The 20631-nt window shown below is 63.3% G+C and carries 15 protein-coding genes and 1 pseudogene; 11 read left to right on the forward strand and 5 right to left on the reverse strand.

Going from position 1 to position 20631, the window contains the following annotated elements; translation table 11 throughout:
* The first annotated feature begins 59 nt into the window (after window positions 1-59).
* Window positions 60-1334, forward strand: a complete 1275-nt coding sequence (gene pelA, locus SJY20_RS11470; RefSeq protein ID WP_380787060.1) for a pectate lyase — start codon at window positions 60-62, stop codon at window positions 1332-1334.
* Between the two features lie 7 nt (window positions 1335-1341).
* On the opposite strand, the gene SJY20_RS11475 is transcribed toward pelA, so the two are convergent.
* A complete protein-coding gene (locus SJY20_RS11475; RefSeq protein WP_380787061.1) occupies window positions 1342-2097 on the reverse strand; it encodes a FadR/GntR family transcriptional regulator in 756 nt (251 codons plus the stop codon).
* A 119-nt stretch (window positions 2098-2216) separates the two neighbouring features.
* Here SJY20_RS11475 and SJY20_RS11480 point away from each other — a divergent pair, with 119 nt between their 5' ends.
* From SJY20_RS11480 to SJY20_RS11490, 3 genes are all read left to right on the forward strand, one after another.
* Window positions 2217-4481 (forward strand): TonB-dependent receptor, encoded by a 2265-nt coding sequence (locus SJY20_RS11480; RefSeq protein WP_380787062.1) that lies wholly within the window; start codon window positions 2217-2219, stop codon window positions 4479-4481.
* Window positions 4482-4795: 314 nt separating this feature from the next.
* Window positions 4796-7837 (forward strand): sugar-binding domain-containing protein, encoded by a 3042-nt coding sequence (locus SJY20_RS11485; RefSeq protein WP_380787063.1) that lies wholly within the window; start codon window positions 4796-4798, stop codon window positions 7835-7837.
* Window positions 7834-8619, forward strand: a complete 786-nt coding sequence (locus SJY20_RS11490; protein ID WP_380787064.1) for a sialate O-acetylesterase — start codon at window positions 7834-7836, stop codon at window positions 8617-8619. The genes SJY20_RS11485 and SJY20_RS11490 overlap by 4 nt, the downstream gene beginning before the upstream one ends.
* Before the next feature lie 749 nt (window positions 8620-9368).
* Here the strand turns inward: SJY20_RS11490 and SJY20_RS11495 are convergent.
* Complete coding sequence (locus SJY20_RS11495) at window positions 9369-9680, reverse strand: ArsR/SmtB family transcription factor (RefSeq protein ID WP_380787065.1); 312 nt, start codon at window positions 9678-9680, stop codon at window positions 9369-9371.
* A 130-nt stretch (window positions 9681-9810) separates the two neighbouring features.
* On the opposite strand from SJY20_RS11495, the gene SJY20_RS11500 reads away from it, so the two are divergent.
* On the forward strand, window positions 9811-10545 hold the full coding sequence (locus tag SJY20_RS11500; RefSeq protein WP_380787066.1) for an SDR family oxidoreductase: 735 nt from the start codon (window positions 9811-9813) through the stop codon (window positions 10543-10545).
* Window positions 10546-10744: 199 nt separating this feature from the next.
* Here SJY20_RS11500 and SJY20_RS11505 read toward each other — a convergent pair whose 3' ends face one another.
* Window positions 10745-10954, reverse strand: a complete 210-nt coding sequence (locus SJY20_RS11505; RefSeq protein ID WP_380787067.1) for a hypothetical protein — start codon at window positions 10952-10954, stop codon at window positions 10745-10747.
* 181 nt (window positions 10955-11135) lie between these two features.
* Window positions 11136-11255 (reverse strand): annotated as a pseudogene (locus SJY20_RS11510) (integrase); the annotation flags it as partial.
* A 392-nt stretch (window positions 11256-11647) separates the two neighbouring features.
* Between SJY20_RS11510 and SJY20_RS11515 the strand changes: the two are divergent.
* Both SJY20_RS11515 and SJY20_RS11520 read left to right on the forward strand, forming a co-directional pair.
* Complete coding sequence (locus tag SJY20_RS11515; RefSeq protein ID WP_380787068.1) at window positions 11648-11791, forward strand: hypothetical protein; 144 nt, start codon at window positions 11648-11650, stop codon at window positions 11789-11791.
* 116 nt (window positions 11792-11907) lie between these two features.
* Entirely contained in the window at window positions 11908-12561 is a 654-nt protein-coding gene (locus SJY20_RS11520) for an outer membrane protein (protein ID WP_380787069.1), read from the forward strand.
* A gap of 792 nt (window positions 12562-13353) precedes the next feature.
* Here SJY20_RS11520 and SJY20_RS11525 read toward each other — a convergent pair.
* Window positions 13354-14391 carry a hypothetical protein gene (locus SJY20_RS11525; protein WP_380787070.1) on the reverse strand — a complete coding sequence of 346 codons (1038 nt, stop codon included), beginning with the start codon at window positions 14389-14391 and terminating at the stop codon, window positions 13354-13356.
* 894 nt (window positions 14392-15285) lie between these two features.
* Here SJY20_RS11525 and SJY20_RS11530 point away from each other — a divergent pair.
* The 4 genes from SJY20_RS11530 to SJY20_RS11545 all read left to right on the forward strand — a co-directional run bounded on the left by SJY20_RS11530 (window position 15286) and on the right by SJY20_RS11545 (window position 20164).
* A complete protein-coding gene (locus SJY20_RS11530) occupies window positions 15286-15456 on the forward strand; it encodes a hypothetical protein (RefSeq protein WP_380787071.1) in 171 nt (56 codons plus the stop codon).
* Window positions 15457-15643: 187 nt separating this feature from the next.
* On the forward strand, window positions 15644-16249 hold the full coding sequence (locus SJY20_RS11535; RefSeq protein ID WP_380787072.1) for a hypothetical protein: 606 nt from the start codon (window positions 15644-15646) through the stop codon (window positions 16247-16249).
* Between the two features lie 285 nt (window positions 16250-16534).
* Complete coding sequence (locus tag SJY20_RS11540; RefSeq protein ID WP_380787073.1) at window positions 16535-17413, forward strand: hypothetical protein; 879 nt, start codon at window positions 16535-16537, stop codon at window positions 17411-17413.
* 390 nt (window positions 17414-17803) lie between these two features.
* A complete protein-coding gene (locus SJY20_RS11545) occupies window positions 17804-20164 on the forward strand; it encodes a calcium-binding protein (protein ID WP_380787074.1) in 2361 nt (786 codons plus the stop codon).
* The last annotated feature ends 467 nt before the right edge of the window (window positions 20165-20631 follow it).

Consider the following 20631-nt stretch of genomic DNA (forward strand, 5'->3'; position numbering starts at 1 on the left):
CACCGACCTGTGATACGCATGACGGCCAATTCGAGCCGCCGCCTGCCCGGAGAGACCTGATGCGCACCAGAATTGCCGCGATCCTGTTGGCCACCGCGGCCACGCCGCTTGGCGCGGCGATCATCGGTCACATGACCCCGCCGACCTCGCTCACCCCCGAGAAGGTGGCGGGGTTGCCCGCGGATGCGCGCGCCGCGTGGAACGCCTATCTCGCCCGCTCGGTCACGGCGATGGCGCGCGACAAGGCCGTGCTGGCCGCCGAACATCGCGCCGGGACATCGATTCCGCCCGCCCCGCCCGAAGCAAAGGGGCACCGGAACACCATGCCGCTCGATCGCGACCCGGCCTGGTATGCAAGCGCGGACGCGCGTGCGGTCGCCGACAATATCGTCAGTTTCCAGACGCCCGCCGGCGGCTGGGGCAAGAACCAGGACCGTAGCGGCCCGCCGCGGGTACCCGGGCAAAGCTACATTCCGGTCGACGACAAGGGCGGCGCGCATCTGGCGCAGGACGGCGGTGGCGGCTGGAGCTTCGTCGGCACGATCGACAACGACGCCACCACCACCGAGATCGCGTTCCTCGCGCGCGTCCAGGCGGCAGTCCCGGGCCCGCAAGGCGAACGCTACCGTACGGCGCTGCTGAAGGGCGTACGCTATCTGCTCGACGCCGAACTGCCGGGCGGTGGCTGGCCGCAGGTCTATCCGCTCCAGGGGCTGTATCACGACGCGTTGACGCTCAATGACGACGCGATGTTGCACGCGGTGCAGGTCATGCGCGATGTCGGCTCGGGCCGCGGCGACTATGCCTTCGTGCCGGCCGCACTGCGCACCGCAGCGGCGGCAGCGGAAGCGCGCGGGATTGCGACGATATTGGCAACGCAGGTCGTGATCGGCGGCAAGCGCACGATCTGGGCGCAGCAATACGACCCGATCACCCGCCAGCCTATCGGCGCGCGCAACTTCGAGCCCGTTGCGCTGGCCACCAACGAGAGTGCAGCGGTGCTCCGCTTCCTGATGGCGCAGCCCGCCCCCACGCCAGCGATCCGCCAGGCGGTCGCGGACGGCGCCGCCTGGTTCGCCGCACACGGCATCACCGACGTGGCATGGACGGCGTCGAGTGGTCCCGACGGCAGGCGCCTGGTCGCCAGCCCCGGTGCCGGGCCGATCTGGGCGCGCTTCTACGACCCCGCGACCGGCAAGCCAATCTTCGGCGACCGCGATCGATCGATCCACGACGACGTCAACGAGATCAGCGTCGAGCGCCGCAACGGCTATAGCTGGTGGGGCAATGCCGGCGCAGGCGTTGCCAAGGCCTATGCGAAATGGCGGCCCTGACGCCCGATCAGCCCCGCGCGTAGCGTTTGCGCTGAAGCTCCACGCGTTCACGCGCCTGGTCGACTTCGTGGATTTCCGTGGTTTCCAGCAACGTGTCCAGCACCCGTCCCAGATGAACGCGCATCGCCGAGCGCGCCAGTTCGGGGTCGCCGCGCTTGAGCGCATCGACGATCGCGACATGCTCCTCGACGCGCGGCTTGACGCCGGCGGCGTGCGCCTTGGTCGTCAGCATGCGGCTTTGCGGTGACCGGAACCGCATGTCCCACAGCATGTCGACCACCGCCGCCATCGCGCTGTTGCCACTCGCTTCGGCGATGAGCAGGTGGAACCGGCGGTCGGCTTGTTCGGATCGGGCGATGTCGTCGTCCTGGTTGTCGCCCTGCATCTCGGCCACCAGCGCATCGAGGCGTTGCAATTGCACGGAATCGATCTGCGTTGCCGCCAGCGCACACGCCTCGCCCTCGATCGCGCGGCGGGCTTCGAGCAGTTCGAACGGGCCAATATCGGTTTCGCCGGCGATGCCGCTGCGGGGTTGCGTCGCGATCACATAGACCCCCGAGCCCTGGCGCACCGACACCACGCCGTCGACCTCGAGTGCGATGATCGCCTCGCGGATGGTCGGGCGCGACACAGCGTAGAATTGTGCCAGTTCGCGCTCCGGCGGCAAGCGCGCGCCGATCGCGAATTCGCCGTTCGAAATCCGTTCCTGCAGATTGCCCGACACGCGGGCGTAGATGCGGGTGCTGGGGGGTTTGCCGGTCATTGCCGAGCGTATCGCGTCCTCACGTCAGCGACAAGCTGCCAGCTGATCCGAACAATTCGATTGCGCTGGCCTTACGTTTCATACATATTGGTAAGGACAATTATAAAATGGGATGAGCGATGCAGATCAAGATGGCGCTGCTGCTGGCAACGGGTGGGCTCTGCTATGGTGGAATGGCGACTGCGCAGGCGGTACCCGACACCGCCGCCGCCGAGCCGCAGGCCGCGCCTGCCACCATCGCTCAGGCCACGCCAACCGATCCGGATTCGGCCGACATCGTCGTCACGGCGCAGAAGCGCGAACAGAATATTCAGGACGTCCCGCTATCGGTACAGGTGGTCGGGGAGCAGCAGCTGCGCGCGAACAACGTGGTCGATTTTAACGATCTCAACCGCGTCGCGCCGTCGCTGATCATCCGACCCGCAGAGACGCCCGCCAATGCCAACATCTCGATCCGCGGGATCGGCACGCTGGCGTTCAGCCCCGGCGTCGAGCCAAGCGTCGCGATCGTCCTCGACGACGTGCCGCTCGCGTTCCAGGCGCGCGCCTTTACCGACCTGAACGACGTCGAGCGGATCGAGGTCCTGCGTGGGCCGCAGACTACGCTGTACGGCAAGTCGGCCTCCGCCGGCCTGATCAATATCGTCACCAAGGGCCCGACCAAGACCTTCACCGCGACGGTTCGCGGCATGGCGACGAGCGACGACGAGCAGCAGATCGGCGTCGGTGTGTCGGGCCCGATCACCGACACGCTGGGGTATCGGACCAGCCTGAGCTTCGACGATTTCGCCGGCAATTCGAACAATCTGGCGACCGGCAAGAAGGTCAACGGGCGTCGCTATTTTTCCGCGCACCAGAAATTCCGCTGGACTCCGACCGAGGCGCTGCAGGTCGATCTGGGCATCGATTATCAGGACGGGCGCAGCACCAGCGTACGGCCGTTCATCGCGCTGGCGCCGAACGCGATCCTGCGCGGCAACCTGGCCTTCACGCCGGCGGTGTTCGCGCCCGGCATCGTCGTCGGCCCGCAGAACAGTGCGGTCTACACCAACTTCCCGTCGGGCAATCAGTACAACGACTTCGCGCAGTCGCTGAGGCTGTCCTACGATACCGGCGGTCCGACGATCATGTCGATCACCGCGCACGACCATTACAATTCGCACGACCAACTCGACAACGACGACTCGGCGATCCCGAACTACGACAACCGCCAGACCGGGGATTTCGGCACCGAGCAGTTCAGCCAGGAACTGCGACTGGTCTCGCCGGGTAACGACCGGCTGCGCTACACGGCAGGGCTGTTCTTCAACACGACGACGTTCGACCGGACCTTCACGCGCGGACCGCTTTTCTCGATCGCGCGCTGGGCCGCGTCGAACGGCAGCGAGCAGATTTCGGGCTTCGGGCAGCTCGAATACGACGTGCTGCCGTCGACCACATTGATCGGGGGCGGCCGCTACAGCCGCGAACGGGTCGACTATGTCTATAACGACCTGGTCGCCAACCGCACCTATGGTGGCAATTCGGTCGACTATTACGGGACCTACAAGCTCGGCTTGCAGCAGAAGATCGTCAAGGACGTGACCGCGTTCCTGACCTTCGCGACCGGACACAAGGGCGAAGCCTATGACATCTCGTCGGGCTTCAACCAGCTTCGCGCCGATGGCGGACCGGTCAAGCCGGAGACCTCGACCGACTGGGAGCTCGGGCTTCGCTCGCAGTTCTTCGATCGCCGGGTGACCTACAACGTCACGCTGTTCAATTCGCGCTTCAAGAACTTCCAGGCCCAGGCGGTCGATATCCTGCCCGACGGCACGCAGAATTTCCGGCTGACCAATGTCGGCAGGGTCCGCACCAAGGGGATCGAGGTCGAGACCGCGTTCCGCCCGGTCACCAATCTGTCGATCGGCGCATCGGGGACCTATCTCGACGCGACCTACCTCTCGTTCGTCGGGGCGCCCTGCTACGCGCTGCAGACCGCGGCGCAGGGCTGTGTCGGCACGCCCGCGCGGCAGGACCTGAGCGGCACCCGCGCCGCGCAGGCGCCGAAGTGGAAGCTGACCGCGAACTACGAATATTGGCATGACCTGGGCGCGACCGGCCTCGACATCGTAGCGTCGGGTGCCGCGACCTATCAGAGCAGCCAGTATTCGCGCGATCCGCTGGCGCGTGTACCGGGGTATACGATCGTCAACGGCCAGTTCGGCGTGCGCAATCACGATCGGACATGGGCGGTGACCGGGTTCATCAACAACCTGTTCGATAAGCAGTATCGCTATCTCTACAACAACGTGTCGGGATCGTACGGAGCGACCGCCGCGCAAGGATATCTGCCGCGCGACTTCCGTCGCTATGGCGGGGTGCGGTTGTCGTATACCTATTGACCGACAACGCGATTTTTTCTGCCCCGGGGCCCGCGCGTCGGAGGGGACACGGTAACGATGACTTCCGATCCGTGCCCCCACCGACGCCTTTCGCGACGCCGCCCCTGTCGGATGGGATTGACGCGAATGGAGCTTGAAATAGGTCTGGCCAATGTTGCGACGATATCGACAGGCTTTAGGGGATCGATTTTGCAACGATCGCGATCGGAGTTGTCAGGGGATGCGTGGATGCCGATGACCCATGTCATGCGCTGGGTCGTCCCCGCCGACCGCAGCATCGCACATGCTTGCCGCCACTCGATCGAAGGATAATCATGCGCGCACAATTTCTCGCGGCCACCGCCGTCATCGCCCTCGCCACCCCCGCGGCGCAGGCGCACGATGCGTCGAGCGTCGTGGCCTCCGCGCGCAGCACCTACAATCTCAACCCGGGCTGGCAAATGACCACGGGCGAGCAAACGGGCGCCGAACAGCCCGGGTTCGACGATCGCGGCTGGGCCAAGGTCACGCTGCCCAACGCGTTCAACGAGCGCGAGGCGTTCGCGCGCGACATCAAGAACCTGTCGACCGGCATCACCTGGTACCGCAAGCGCTTTACCGCGCCGGCGAATGCGACCGCTGGCAAGGCGTTCCTGGAATTCGAAGGGGTGCGTCAGGCGGCCGAAGTCTGGGTCAACGGCCAGTCGGTCGTGCTGTCCGAAAGCGGCGCGATGGCGTTCGGGGCGGACATCTCCAAGGCGCTGAAGGCGGGCGAGAACGTGATCGCGGTGCGCGTCGACAACGACTGGCGCTACAAGGAGCGCGCGACCGGCAGCGGCTTCCAGTGGAACGACCGCAACTTCAACGTCAATTACGGCGGGATCACCCGCAATGTGCGGCTGCATTTGACCCCGCGGACGTATCAGACGCTGCCGCTGGTCGCGAATTTGGGCACCACCGGGCAATATGTCTGGGCCGATGGCTTCGACATTCCGGGACATGCCGCGGTCGTCCATGCCGAGAGCCAGGTCCGCAACGAGGACGCGCAGCCCCGCACCCTCTCCTACCGCGCCGAGGTCCGCGACCGCGATGGCAAGCTGGTCGGGCGGCTCGACGGCGGCAGCGTCACGCTCGCGCCCGGCGAAACTCGCGTGCTGACCGCGCAGGGCCGCCTGGGCGACCTCCATTTCTGGAGCTGGGGCTATGGCTATCTCTACCGCGTGACCACCAGCCTGGTCGAGGAGGGCAAGGTCGCCGACGCGGTCGACACGCTGACCGGGTTCCGCTCGACGCGGTTCGGGGACGGCATGATCCAACTCAACGGCCGCACCATGCAGGTCCATGGCTATGCGCAGCGCACCTCGAACGAATGGCCCGCGGTCGGCGTATCGATCCCGCCCTGGATCAGCGACTTCTCCAACGCGCTGATGGTCGAGAGTGGCGGCAACATGGTCCGCTGGATGCATATCACGCCGTCGAAACAGGACATCGCATCCGCCGACCGCGTCGGGCTCCCGCAGGCGATGCCGGCGGGCGATTCCGAACATGACGTCGACGGCCGCCGCTGGGACCAGCGCAAGGAGCAGATGCGCAGCGCCATCGTCTACAACCGCAACAACCCGTCGATCCTGTTCTACGAGAGCGGCAACGAGAGCATCAGCGAGCCGCACATGGCCGAGATGAAGGCGGTCCGCGACCAGTACGACCCGAACGGCGGCCGCGCGATCGGCTCGCGCGAGATGCTCGACAGCAAGGTCGCCGAATACGGTGGCGAGATGCTCTACATCAACAAGAGCGCACACATCCCGATGTGGGCGATGGAATACAGCCGCGACGAAGCCGCGCGGCTGTATCAGGACGCGCTGACGCCGCCGTTCCATGCCGATGCGCCCGACTACAACCGCAACCAGGACAGCCAGGCCGCCGAGGATGTCCGCCGCTGGTGGGACTATTACCGCATCCGCCCGGGTACCGGCCGCCGGGTGAGTTCGGGCGGCGTCAACATCATCTGGTCGGACAGCAACACACATTATCGCGGCGACAACAACTACCGCCGCTCGGGCGAGGTCGACGCGGTGCGTATTCCCAAGGAAGGGTTCTACGCACACAAGGTCATGTGGGACGGCTGGGTCGATGTCGAACGTCCGGCGACGCACATCGTCGGGCATTGGAATTACGCGCCGGGCACGACCAAGGATATCAGCGCGGTGTCGACCGGCGAAAAGGTAGAACTGTTCCTCAACGGACGGTCGCTCGGCTTCGGCAATCGCTCGAGCGGCTTCCTGTTCACCTGGCCGGGCGTGGCGTGGCAGCCGGGGACGCTGCGCGCGGTGTCCACCAGCGCAGACGGCCGCACCTCGGAGAGCGTCGTCGAAACCGTCGGCGCGCCGGTCGCGCTGCGCCTCACGCCGCATACCGGCCCGCGCGGGTTCGTGATGGACGGCGCCGACATCGCGCTGGTCGATGTCGAGGTCGTCGACGCGAAAGGCCGGCGCGTGCCGACCGCCAACGACAAAGTCGCCTTCGCGCTGGCCGGCCCCGCCGAATGGCGCGGCGGCATCGCGCAGGGCGACAGCTCGGGTAAACCGCGCGCGACCGTCGCCAAGGCGGAAGCGGCCATTCCCGGCACTACGCCGACCGCGGGCACCGCGCGCGACGAGGACAATTATATCCTCGCGAAGACGCTGCCGGTGGAAGGCGGCGTCAACCGCGTGTTGCTGCGCGCGGGCGCCGCGAAGGGCAGCGTCAGGTTGACCGCGACCGCGCCGGGGCTGAAGGCGGCGACGCTGATCCTGCCGACCATCGCCGCGACGAAGCTTGAGGGCGGGCTGTCGCGGACGTTCGCCGAGGACGCGCAGCCGGGGCTACTCACCCGCGGACCGACGCCGGCCGGCCCATCGTACCGCGTCAGCCGGACGACCTTCCTGCCCACGAGCATCGTCGCCGGATCTCACCAGGCGGATGCGGCAAAATCGATCGACGACAACGAACTCACGCATTGGGCCAGCGACGGCACGCCCGCTACCGCGTGGATCGAATATCGCTTCGCCAAGCCGGTGACGCTGAGCGAGATCGAGCTGAAACTCGTCGGGTGGCGCTCGCGGGCCTATCCGCTTCGGATCACGCTCGACGGCAAGCAAGTCTGGTCGGGCGCGACCGATCGGCAACTCGGCTATGCGAACGTCAGCTTTCGCCCTGCCACCGGCAGCGTGCTGCGCCTGACCCAGACCGCGCCGACCGAAGATCGCGACGCGTTCGGCAAGATCGTCGAACTCGGCACCGCCAAGCAGTCGGGCGACACCGGCGCGGAGACGGTCGCACCGGGCTGGCGCCTGGCCATCGTCGAGGCCGACTTCCACGGACCGGTCGCGCCATGACCGGGCTGGCCGTGCTGGCTGCCGCCGAAGCGCTCGCAGCCGGCACTGCGCCCGACGTCTATGTGCTCGCCGGCCAGTCCAACATGTCCGGTCGCGGCGCCATCGCCGATCTGCCCGCGCCGGATCGCATCGCCGATCCACGCATCGCGCTCTACGGCAATGACGGCCAGTGGCATCCGGCGCTCGACCCGCTCGACGACGCGACCGGACAGGTCGATGCGGTGTCCGCCGACAAACAGGCGGCAGTCGGCCCCGGCCTGCCGTTCGCGCGAACGATGCTGCGCACGACCAGGCATTCGATCGCGCTGGTCCCCTGCGCCAAGGGAGGCTCCTCGATCGCCCGCTGGAAGCCGGTGCCGGATCGCGCCGCGCTCTACGGCTCGTGCGTCGCACGCGTCCGCGAGGCCGGCGGCCATCTCGCCGGCATGCTCTGGTACCAGGGTGAAACCGACGCGGAAACGCCATTGGTCGACGCCGCTGGCTGGACCGCGGCGTTCCAGCAGATGACCAGCGCGTTCCGCAACGACCTTGCGGCGCCAAAACTCCCGATCGTCATCGTCCAGATCGCAGACCGGCCGCGCACCGATTCCGACCGCTATCCAAGCTGGACGGCGATCCAGGATCAGCAGGTCCGTCCACCGCTGCCCTGCACGGCGATGGTCAGTGCTAAGGGTCTCCCACGCAACCCCGACGACCTCCACTTGACGACACATGCCCAGCGGACGCTCGGCCCTAGGCTCGCGGCAGCGATGGCGCGCTTGATCGCGGAGGGGTGCAGATAAGAAACTGCCCTCTTTCCGCCAGCTTGAGCTTCTCGCTGCCGCTAGCGCGACCAACGCGGCCGCATCCGGAAGAGCGCATTCCTTTCGCGGTCACGGTCGGCTACCCGCCTGCAAATCCCGCCGCCGCAAGGCATTGACCGTACGGACATCGTGCGATCCGGTTTCACAACGCTCCGTCCATGGCACATTCGAGTCGGTCAGTATCACCAAAGTCAAAAGCACCTCCGAGCGCAAAATCGCGCTCGTCCTTTGCTAAGCGCCGGCGCATGCCTGGCAACCACAGTTATAGCTATTTCAACATTCATCGAGCGTCAGTGACGCGATATGGACTGCGGATGTCGGTAAAGCCGACCGTTGCCAAATAGATATATTAGCGCCAATTACTTGGCCCTCTTCCTCACGGCGGACACGGCGTATGGGCGCTATGTCGCCGCGCCTTGGCCTTGGAGAGAACCACAATTCTAACCTCGCGCCCCGGAACTAAGCGCCAGCTATCGCTGACCACGGGGGTACGAATGCGTACACCTCCATTATGCCCGCAACATGATCCAGGATCGAGACAACAACAAGATCATCAGCAGCGAATATCTTGCGACCTCGATCAGATCAGGCGCGGACGGCGTCCGCAAGGATGACGACTACAGCCATTCGGCCCGCACGGAAAACACGCACCTTAAGGCGCTTACCGACCGCCGCGGGATATCGCGCCGCACCGATACCGCAAGGATCACACAACATTTGGGAGTGTTTCAGGCAGGTAGATTGGCAAGCACCGTGTCGAGCAGACTTGGAAAGCGCCGGTCAAAATCGGAGCGGCGCAGCGTATTGATCATCTCACGCCCCGCCTGGGTGGTCTCGATCAACCCCGCAGCGCGGAGCAGCTTCAGGTGGTTGGACAACGTACTTTTGGGGATCGACTCACACGGTGCCGCATCCGCGCAACTCAACCGCTCGGTAGCGGCGAGGCGCGCTACCATGCGCAATCGGTTGGGATCGGCCAGCGCGTGAAGCGCCAGATCGAGGGGAACGTCCTCCAGCCGGGGATGGGTAAATCGTGGCATCAGAGGTATATAAGCAGACCGCGCAGATTTTAATAGTTCGAGAATATTGAACTGTCGAAGTGTCGCCCCATCTTCGTTTTGCCGACAGCGCACGACGGCGTGATCGCGGGCCATATTTCGGAGAATTCGCATGTCACTTCAGGGCAAGAACGCACTCGTTACCGGTGGCTCGCGCGGCATCGGTGCGGCGATCGCCAAGCGATTGGCGGCTGATGGCGCGGCCGTCGCGATCACCTATGCCAGTAATAAGGCAGCCGCAGACGCCACCGTCGCGGCGATCGAGAGCGCCGGCGGGACCGCCTTTGCGTTCCAGGCGGACGCCGCCGATCCCAAGTCGCAGCGCGCGGGCGTCGAGCAGGCAGTAGCGGCGCTGGGTGCGATCGACATTCTGGTCCACAACGCCGGAGTGGCCGAATTCTCCGCTATCGCCGACGATACCGACGAGACCTTCGATCGCCAGTTCGGCGTCAACGTGAAGGGTCTTCACGTCGGCACGCGCGCGGCGCTGCCCCACCTCAATGATGGCGGGCGGATCATCCTGATCGGCAGTGTCTCGGGCGAACTCGCCTTCCCCGCGACCGCGGTCTACAGCGCGACCAAGGCGGCGGTAGCGGCGCTGGCACGCGGGTGGGCGAAGGACCTGGCATCGCGCAATATCCTGGTCAACACGGTGCAGCCGGGACCGATTGACACGGATATGAACCCCGCCGACGGCGAGTTCGCACAGCAGATGCTCGGCTTCATCCCGCTAGGCCGCTATGGCAAGGTCGAAGAGATCGCGGGCGCGGTCTCGTTCCTCGCCGGGCCTGACGCCAGCTACATCACGGGCACCACGCTCAACATCGATGGCGGCGCGGCGGCCTGAGGCACTGCGATCGGTCCTTCCAGGCGTGGAGGGGCCGATCACACTCCGGGACGCTCGACGACGCTCAGCAGCATATATGCAAGCCTGATACGTGACATGCGTTCAGGTGAACAGCGGCCGAACGTGGCGGGAAGGCCGTCAATGTTCGAACGCGTGGCGTCGAAGGTCAGGCCGCTCAAGATGTCCTAGCCCGCAGCAGTCAATCGCGTGGAGCTCGCGCGATCACGGCTTGAGCCAGACGCAGGCGAGCTTTCCATATCTTCACCGAAGGATGGGCAGCAGCAAGACCGACAAGGCGTCCTTCGATCTGCACGATCTCTCGCCTCGCCGCGTCGAGTTCGCCGGCTGTCGGTGGCGGCTGGATGTTGGCGCGTGCACGCGCACCGGTGCGTCCGTTGCTTTTCGTCATAGGCGATCGATGGTCCGACATGGCCGTTCCGGTCAATAAGGAATGGCGTCCACGTGGTTTGTTGCAGCCGAACGGACGAACGATCGCGAAAGTTCGAGATTGGACATTTGAAGGAGTAGGCGTTCTTCTCTGGAGCGCCTTTACGGTTGCAGCTGGTAATACGGACCGGCGACGATCGCGCGGTGCGCACACGGCCTCCAAAAACGATGTCGCCAATCCTCATCCTCACCACGGCACAACCTCGAAGCTTGCTGTCGATGGCGAGATCAAACAACGCCTGATCCCGCAAGCGGCGGTGGCGGAACGCCGCCTCCGGCCTTCCATGTGTTTGCAGGCATACGCAAACCCATGTTGCGGATCATTTACGATCGGCAACGGCCGCCTGTCAGCCGGAGCGACAGAAGTTCCCGTCGAAACAGGTTTAGACAAAAAGAGCGTGTTCATTATTCCCGAAAATTACTTTGGGGTGGTCAATCGAAGTTGCATCGAAATTGCCGGCGGATTGCCGATGAAACTCTACGTGAACAGAAAGTCTGATCCGGTGACTATAGAATTTTTGGATACCGCTGCGGGCACCACACACGAGTTCGCTAGCGCCGCCAAAACGGCGCGTGTCCGCTAAAGCAAAACCTGCACCTAAAGCGGCAGGTACGCTTTCCACCAATGTCGGCCGCTCGCGACCGATCACCTTTGATGGCAGCGCGTCTGGACGGAACCGACCACGTGATCGATGAAGAATTTGGCGCTCAGGTCGTCGAGCAGGTTATTACCGGGATGGCCGCGATCCAAGCATCCGTGATGAAGCTGACCAAGCACGATGGTAGCGCCGACGAGTAGGTCGATGACCCCGCGCGATCAATCGGTCGAATTCGCGGCGGAGCGAAAAGGAATGTTAACATTATTCCGCTTTGAAGGCCGCAGCCAGCGATAGCGCAGGCTACGGGAGAATTTAAATGAAAATCAGTGCCTTGGGGGCGGCCACCGTCGTGGCTCTCCTCTCTACGCCTGCTCTCGCTCAGGACATCGTACCTTCGTTTGACGGACCTCGCATCGAACTGCGCGCGGGCTGGGATCAGCCGGACGTACGGGTAACGTTGTCGGATGGCGTCAACAGCATCAGCCGGAGCGGGAGCAAGAGCGGCGCGACCTATGGCGGCGAGGTCGGCTATGATTTCAACACCACTAATAACCTGATCATTGGCGCCTATGCCGGGATCGAAGGATCAACGACAAAGTCGTGCGGGGAGCTTTACGGCGAGGATCGCCTTTGCATTCGTGCTGGCCGAAATATCACGGCGGGTGCGCGCGTCGGTGCAGTCGTCACCGAATCGCTGATGATCTACGGCAAAGGCGGCTACTCGAACGGTCGTGCTTCAGTCGATTACAAGGACTTCGAGCTGATCCTCGCTGACGAGAACCTCCATCGCAACTTCGACGGTTTCCATATCGGTGGCGGTATTGAGACTTCCATTCAGGGCGGCGTCTATGGCCGTCTCGAATATGTGTACACGAAGTACGGTCGCATATCCGCCGCACTGGAAGACGCGAACGCGAGCTTGCGTCCCACGCGGCATCAGGTCGTCTACGCGATGGGGCTGCGCTTCTAAGCCACACGACGGTGGCTGCTCTTCGCGTTTGATCGAGAAGAGCAGCATCATCGCGCTACGCGGTTCGTGCGTCCAACAAGGCGTCACCGCCATCTGTTCGCGCGTCGGCGCTTTCTAAAGCGGGTTAATCCTACGCTCTGTATCTGCTCTGCTGTCCCCTTTCACGGAATGCAGCGCTAGGCTCTTCAGGATCGTACCGACACCCCGCCGCCTACTTTCCCAAGCGGGGCTCGGAGAGCACTTTACGCGGCGCAGCGCCGCTTACGCGAATGACGCTCAAATGTCCGGAAACGCCGAATTTCGGACGTCACCGATGCTTGAACGTCCAGCTTCGATCTTCCGCCGGATCCTCGTTGAAAAGACAGCGGATGCCGTCGATGCTGCCGTTCGGCCACACCACCAACTCGCGCTCGTCGATAAACTCGTTCTTTATCGTGTCCCCGGTAGCAGGGCGCGTCCCAGATGAGGGTCAGCCTGTCGCCCGGCCCCAATTCGAAGCACTGTGGCCAAGGCTCGACGGACGCGTAAATCGGACCATCCTTGCGGTTGACGAACGTCTGCTGGGTTTGCGCCAATTCCGGCTTAGGGCTACGCCCCGCTGCCGCCAATGCCCGCTCTCCCCCGACCTTTCGGACATGCAGCGCCTAAGCGCCGCGTCGGAGAGCTCCTCTGTCGCAAAGGGAAATTCCCTGCCTCGCGCTGCGCTAGGTACCCGCAGTTGACTACGTCGACACCCACCGCACGCCTACTATATGCTGGCTGCAGGTACCACACCGATCCCGACACCGGCGCCTAATCATTGAACGGATCGGAATAGCTAAAGCCGACGACGCCGCGCACCGATGTTCCGTCGGGCCGCGTACCAGCGATGAGCATTCCGATCTCGATGCCATACGGGCCATAGATCGCGCCCTCGAAACTGCCTGTCCAACCTTGGTCAGGATTGTCACGACTGGACAACGTACCGCTGACCCGACCGGTGGTCAGGTCGGCATTACCATTAAAGGCGATCCTACTAGAAGGATCCACGTCGATCACACCAGAAGAACCCACGTAGATAACACCAAAGCTGATTGTTGCGGATCGCCCTCCGGCGAAAGGACCATAGTTGATAAACATGGTTGTATCCGCAGTAACTTCAGACTGCTCGCCAGATGCCGAAGTTACTGTAACCGTGCCGGTGCCGCGGATAGCGGAGTAGTTAAGCAGCGATGCGTTCTTTCGCATATCGCCAGGTTGTGTTCTGGCGCCGAACAGCTGATAGCGGACCGCGCCAGCATCCACCCATTTGACATAGCCCATATAGGTCGAGCCAAGGGTTGGCTTGCGACTATTGTCCGTACTGACGACCACCGGCGAACGCAAGAAGGAGGCGGTTCCGCTCGCGTACACGTCGGTGGAAATGCTGCCGGCGGTTGTGGGAACGCTGCTGACTGCCGGCTTGGTTATCGCCGTAACTGACGCGTCGTTGTAGCGCGCACGGTAGGTTCGCGTCGCGGCGGTGAAGTCAAACCCGATCGCCGACGTTTCCTGATCGAAGCGCGCCGTCGGTCGCGCCGAACCGACCGGTGCGGCGATCAAAAGGCCGATCGCGGTGAACGACCGGTCAGAGGTAAAGTCCGCCGCGGACGCGTAGGTAGGCGCTGGCGTTGGCGTTGGCGTCGGGGTGGGCGCCGGTGTCGGCGTGGGCGTCGGCGTCGGTGTCGGCGTGGGGCCCGTTACCGTCGTCACGCCGTTGCCGCTTGCTCCGTCGCCGCAACCGCTGACAAGCGTCAACGCGCAACATGTGCCCATGAACTTGGCAACCAATTCCCGTCGGGTCGTATCCATAAATCTCTCAACGTTGCGAAGCCGTTCGGGCCTCGGCAACCGGAAAGCATCTAAAGTTGAGGCCAAGTCAAGCGCTTGCTATCTCGCTCTGGGGCAACAAGGGCCGTTGTCGCAACGTTTGATGCGGGCGACAATGCTCGCTTACTCCGATAAAGACGTCCGGCACTCTTACGCTTCGGCGGAGAGCCTCTACACCGCGGGAACGGAAGTCTGCGCCTCTCACCGCGCTAGGTACCCTGAACTGGGTAAGTCGATACCCTCACCCGGCCTACTTGGTGGGAATGTTCGCTTCCGCCCAATTGTAGACATTCGCCGTATCTGCTTAGCTGCCCGCATGACACGAATGGCTATCATCTTAATTGCAGCGCTGAGCGGTTGCTCACCTCAGCAACAAACGGGTTGCCCCCCGATTAACAAGCTAGCTCATAAAGATGGAGCAGCGGACGCACGCGCCGCAATGGCGCGGGGGGATCGTCGTTTACTGATATTGAATGACGAATTGGGGGCCATGCTCCCTCCCGGCGTTGCGAGCACAAACCTCCGTCTCGATCAGGTGCGAATAATGGAAGGTACGTCCGACAAACTGAGCGAGGCGTGCCAGCGTCTGCGCGGTACCGCCGAGACCTACGCGATAAAGTACAATCGGGTTATCGTGGGAGAAGCTGGAACGTGATGTCTGCTTCCCACCACAATGCGACATTCGGACCGGCGATCAACCGAACGGCCGGTAACGCCCAGGATGCGACATTCAACTGAGCGATCGTTGATGCCTAGCTTAACTATAATCAAGACTATGTTGGTGAGAAACGTTATCGGTACTTAAGCTTAGCTAAATTGAGGTGTGGGCATGGATTCGACCCGACGAGAGTTGGTTGTAAGGTTCGTTGGCACCGGTTGCGCGCTGACGCTCGTCAGCGCGTGCGGCGGCGACGGGAAAAGCGGCACGAGCGTTACGACGCCGTCGCCTACGCCCGCACCAACCCCGACACCGACACCGACACCGACACCGACACCGACACCGACACCGACACCGACACCGACGCCAACTCCGACCCCGACGCCTAGCTATACCTCGTCTACGGACTTTGGGAGCGACCGGTCGTTTACAGCGATCGGTCTATTTCTGGCTGCACCTGCCGGATCGGCGAGACCGACCCCGCGACTTGACCAAGAATCCCCTGCGATCGGATTTGACTTCACGGCGGCAACGCGAACCTACCGTGCTCGCTACAACGACGCGTCGATAACTGCTGTGACGCAGCCAGCGGCCGGCAGCATTCCTACCGACGTGTATGCCGGCGATACGACTTTGTTCCTCCGATCGCCTGTCTCCGCCAACAACGTTCCCAGCTCACGGCTTGGCGCCCCCTACGTAGGCTACGTGAAATGGGTGGATTCCAGCGCGGTGCGCTATTTGCTATTCGGTGCGCGGACGCTGCCCGGGAATATGCGCAAGAACGAGACGCGGCTTTTAATAGCGGTCGACGTCTATGGAACTGCTACGCTTACGTTAACCTTTTCAACCGGGGCACAAAGCGATTATATCTGCACTGCAAGACTAATTATCGATTACACTTTCAACACCGTGTACGGCACTATCAACTTTGATCCGACAGTCTTCAACCAGACGCAACAATTTGACGGGGTGTTCGATCCACTGACGGGCAGGATCAGTGGTAAGGCGTCGTTTAGCTCCGTTAACAACATAGGCATCATCGACGACAGCTGGTCGGGCCGTTTCGAGGGGGCTGCCTATGGTCCGCTTGGCGTGAACGTCGCAATGCTTGTGACAATGACGCGGTCAGACGGAACTGCCATAATCGGCGTAGTTGGCTGGAGCTACTATGCGCTTCAGTAACACGCAAAGCGACCCATGCGAGAGAATGCGTTGCGATGAATCTATCAAGCGCGCGACTGATTCACTCCGCCGCGCCGCCGGGTAGCCGCACCGCTTTCGGCCGCTACGCGATATCCGTCGGGGTCGATACCCCGGCCGATACTCTTGGCCGCAGCGGTTATAGCAGGGCCGCTAACGCCCAGAATCGGACGTTCGCTGCCACGACCTCGTTTCCCACTAGCGGACGTTCTTGGTCGTGATACCATCCCGCTGTGGTCGACGGGTAGGTCCAGGGGAGGATCATTGATGCGCGCGCTTGTCTGCCTACTGCCCGCACTACTGCTCGGCGCATCGCCGCCCCAAACACCGAAGACGGTGTCGCTGGGTGCGTTCCAGACATGGGGTATGCATCCCAGGACGCCGCTTTCCTTCGCCGCCGGTGGCCTGACGGTCAACGTCGTTGCCAGTCCGTGCCAACTACCAGCACAGAACGAGGCTTGTCGCTTTGAAGGCGTTAGCAACCAAGCGATCGTCACGGTAGCGCAGCCGGGGCTGCCAACGTTTCGAATGATCAGCGACAGCGAAGCCTCCTTCGTGCGTGTCGCCGTCGTGCGTCTCGCCCCGAAGCCGGGACGTTTGGGAGTGGTGATCGACAACCAGTGGGGCGGTTCAGCCGGGATCACCGCTGTGACTGTTATCGAGCCAGCATTGGGGGGGTACCGCACCGTGCCGCTGGAGTATCATGGCAGTAGCCGGTTGACCGGTGAGGTAGCTGTACTCCCTCACGGTCTACTAAAACACGGCCACGCCGGCTTCGTGCTGGAAGCGCCTGGGTTAAACTACTCGAACGAGTGCAACGCTTGTGTGCCCCGGCCGCCGCTTGTGCTGACCGTCCGCAATGGGCGTAGCATCGACATTTCGGCCGCCAGGGCTGTGCGGCCGCTATTCGAACACGACCTGCCTGCTCATCGCCGCCTCTGCATATCAACAATCCGGGAGCGCAATGGAAGCTGTGCGGCTTTCGTCGCCGACGCCGCCCGGCTGGGAAGGGCCGCGCCTGCTTGGCGGCTAATGCTCTCCCACTACCGCCGCGAATCGATCGGCTACCCCGCCGCGCTGCGCTCGTTCTTGGTCGTGGGCGGCTACATAACGCCGGCAGCGGCGCGCTCGCTGCCGCTGACCTAGCTCTACACCCCACCGGGGCCACCACAGCCGTTCTCCGTATTTCTGCCGGGCAACCGTTGCAGAGAGGCTTGCCTAGCAGAGCTGGACGCCCAGGTGCCTGATCAACGGATGAGCGATCAGCGAGGCTAGTGAAGAATGTCGGCTTTTGCAGGGCCATCCTCGAAAGCGGCCAGACCGCTTTCCACCAATTTCGGACATTGCCGCGGCAGAGGACACATCCGCGCTACGTAGGTTTCTGTGCGCTTAGCGGTCTTCAGATATACCCCTGCTTGGGCCTGTCGATACCCCTGAATCACCGCCGCTAGGGCGGTCGGTGGCCGGCCTTAACTGGAACTGCGACAATGATTCCGCGTTGCCCGTGCGTTCAGGTAAAAACAGGGAGCTACACGGATGCAATATTTTTCGAAGACCGCGGAAAGCAATATGTTTGGTGTCGAAGCTGATACCGCGGTTGAAACTGCATCCACGTACGACAACGGGACGGCGGCAATACCGATGGACGCATGGCCATTCGCCGGCACAGCCAAAGACATCGCGCCGCAGCCGCTCGCCGCGATCACCGGGGACGATAACGACAACGTCTTGAACGGTACGACCGGCGACGACGTGCTGACCGGCAGGGGCGGAAGCGATCAACTGTTCGGTGGCGACGGCAACGACGCGCTCTACGGTGACAACGCATTCCCCGACAGTGTCAGCGGCAACGACCAACTTTCGGGCGGGGCGGGCAACGACCTCCTGGCGGGCGGAGTCGGCAACGACACGCTGTCGGGCGGCGATGGCAACGACGCGATTTACAGTGGCGTGATAGCGGGCGGCTCCTACGTTCCGGCTTTACAAGACTGGTTCGCGGGGTCCTATGCCAACGTTGATGGTGGCGACGACGTCATCGACGGTGGCGCAGGGATCGATAGGGCCTACCTGAAATATACCCGCGCGGCTGGCGTGACGGTCGACATCAGCAACCCGAATGTAGTGAGCACGATCCTGTCGGGTGGGGTTGCGGCCGGATCGATCACGGGCATCGAGGCGCTGACCTTCGATGGCGGCACGGGTAACGACGTGGTGACCGGCGGCAGCGGCAACAACGTCCTGCGCGGCGGCGGTGGCGACGACCAACTCCATGGTGGTAGCGGCGCCAACGTTTTTTCGGGCGGTGCCGGTAACGACCTGCTGGACGGTGCATCGGGTAAATACAATACGGCGGACTATACGGGCGCGACCGCGGGGGTTGCAATTGATCTGCGACTTCAGGGGATCGCCCAGGACACGCTGGGCGCCGGGGTCGATACGCTGATCAACATCGGCAGCGTCTACGGCTCGGCGTTTTCCGACCGCCTCAATGGCAGCGACGGCATCGACACGCTGAATGACACAAGCGGTGGCAACGATACGTTGAACGGAAACGGCGGTGACGACTCGATGCTCATCAGCCGTACGCCGGGCACGGACGCCACGACCGTTTCGGCATCGGGCGGCGACGGCGAAGACTATATCAGCTTCCAAGGCTATACGCGCTACATCGACACCGTTGCGCTCGAAGGCGGCGCCGGTCGCGACTTGATTGGCTCACGCGGTGCGCTGACGACCGTGTTGTCGGCAGGCGCGGACGACGACTTTGTATCCATCGGTACACTTGGCGGCACCTACACGATTTCGCTCGGTGCCGGTGTCGATACCCTCGAGTTGGATGATACGGATGGCGGATTTCGCGCAGCGGGTGCGATCACCGTTTCCGACTTTGCCGCCGGCACCGGAGGAGATGAGCTCGAGTTCACGTCGTGGATCCAGTCCGCGCTGACCAACCTGACGCCGAACTTGAATCCGTTCAGCGACGGCCATCTCCGCCTCGTTCAGTCGGGCGCCGACGCGCTGCTTCAGGCCGACCGCGACGGCGGTGGCGACGGCTATGCGACCCTGATCACATTCCAGAATACCAATGCGAGCGCATTCACACCCGAAAACATGTCGATGTACGATCCGAGCGGACAGATTTCGGGCAAAATCATCGATGGCTACGGCTTCGGCGAGACGCTGACCGGCACGATCTATGGCGATCGGATCACGGGAAATGGCGGCAACGACACGCTCGCCGGTGGGACCGGGACCAACACGCTGGACGGCGGCGACGGCGTCGACACGGCGAACTATGCCGGCGCGGCGGCGGGTGTGTCCGTCAATCTCGCTCTGGTCGGCCAGGCCCAAGCCACCGGCGTATCGATCGACACGCTGTCTGGATTGGAGAACCTCACCGGCTCCGCGTTCAACGATGCACTGACGGGAAACGATGGCGCCAACGCACTGGTCGGACTGACCGGGAACGACGTGCTGAACGGCGGCCGCGGCAATGACATCCTCTACGGCAACCAGGGCGACGACGTGCTGTACGGCAACCAGGATCAAGACACGCTCTATGGCGGCCAGGGTAACGACGCACTGTTTGGCGGCCAGGGCGACGATGTCCTCGTGGGCGGCGTCGGCAACGATCAGCTTGCGGGCAATCTCGGCAATGATCGCTTCGTCTTCGGCCCGGGCCTCGGCGCGGACACGATCACCGACTTCCACAGCGCACCCGGCGACTTCGACGTGATCCAGTTCCAGGCCGGTACCTTCAACGGGTATGCGGATGTGCAGGCGCACATGACACAACAGGGCGGCGATACGCTGATCACGCTGAGCGGAACCGACACCATCCTCGTCGTTGGGGCGAATGTTGGAGCTCTGACTCCCGACCATTTCCTTTTCGGCTAACCGGTCCTCAGAGCGGGCGGCACAAGCCGCCCGCCCGTCCGAACTTTAACCCGCGATCAACACCGGAAGCCAACCCGATCCGGACATTGCCACCACGGAAGCTAGATCCGCCGCGGCCGACGATCGCCAACCCGCCTCGTACGGGGTGCCCTCGCGCGACGCGGCGGAAGACCGATCCGCCTTGGAGACGCTTTTGCACCGGTTAGCGAAACTGTAGTCCCCTGTTCGAGCTTAGCGATACCCCTAGGCATACGTCCGCTAACGCCCATTTCTCGGTCGTTCAGGTCGTCGGCTTGCCAGCCTGAAAGATGGTCTATCGCGGCGGCTGCATTTCGACAGCAGATGAGATTTGCAGCCTCTCCACGTACGATGCCTGGATCAGGGTCGACCCGGCCTCATGCATCGCGGGGAGGAGTGAGAGCGATGACACATTTCGCAAGTCTTGGTGTTTCGGTTATGGAGACATC

The sequence above is a fragment of the Sphingomonas sp. R86521 genome (genome assembly GCF_042466235.1).
In the GTDB taxonomy this organism is placed as follows: Bacteria; Pseudomonadota; Alphaproteobacteria; order Sphingomonadales; family Sphingomonadaceae; genus Sphingomonas.

What these genes read in the sequence shown, in the direction of transcription:
- SJY20_RS11515 (WP_380787068.1), top strand. Translation starts at nt 11,648, where the DNA reads ATGGCAGCGCGTCTGGACGGAACCGACCACGTGATCGATGAAGAATTT.
- SJY20_RS11475 (WP_380787061.1), bottom strand. Translation starts at nt 2,097, where the DNA reads ATGACCGGCAAACCCCCCAGCACCCGCATCTACGCCCGCGTGTCGGGC.
- SJY20_RS11485 (WP_380787063.1), top strand. Translation starts at nt 4,796, where the DNA reads ATGCGCGCACAATTTCTCGCGGCCACCGCCGTCATCGCCCTCGCCACC.
- SJY20_RS11480 (WP_380787062.1), top strand. Translation starts at nt 2,217, where the DNA reads ATGCAGATCAAGATGGCGCTGCTGCTGGCAACGGGTGGGCTCTGCTAT.
- SJY20_RS11495 (WP_380787065.1), bottom strand. Translation starts at nt 9,680, where the DNA reads ATGCCACGATTTACCCATCCCCGGCTGGAGGACGTTCCCCTCGATCTG.
- SJY20_RS11520 (WP_380787069.1), top strand. Translation starts at nt 11,908, where the DNA reads ATGAAAATCAGTGCCTTGGGGGCGGCCACCGTCGTGGCTCTCCTCTCT.
- SJY20_RS11540 (WP_380787073.1), top strand. Translation starts at nt 16,535, where the DNA reads ATGCGCGCGCTTGTCTGCCTACTGCCCGCACTACTGCTCGGCGCATCG.
- SJY20_RS11500 (WP_380787066.1), top strand. Translation starts at nt 9,811, where the DNA reads ATGTCACTTCAGGGCAAGAACGCACTCGTTACCGGTGGCTCGCGCGGC.
- SJY20_RS11545 (WP_380787074.1), top strand. Translation starts at nt 17,804, where the DNA reads ATGCAATATTTTTCGAAGACCGCGGAAAGCAATATGTTTGGTGTCGAA.
- SJY20_RS11490 (WP_380787064.1), top strand. Translation starts at nt 7,834, where the DNA reads ATGACCGGGCTGGCCGTGCTGGCTGCCGCCGAAGCGCTCGCAGCCGGC.
- SJY20_RS11505 (WP_380787067.1), bottom strand. Translation starts at nt 10,954, where the DNA reads ATGACGAAAAGCAACGGACGCACCGGTGCGCGTGCACGCGCCAACATC.
- pelA (WP_380787060.1), top strand. Translation starts at nt 60, where the DNA reads ATGCGCACCAGAATTGCCGCGATCCTGTTGGCCACCGCGGCCACGCCG.
- SJY20_RS11525 (WP_380787070.1), bottom strand. Translation starts at nt 14,391, where the DNA reads ATGGATACGACCCGACGGGAATTGGTTGCCAAGTTCATGGGCACATGT.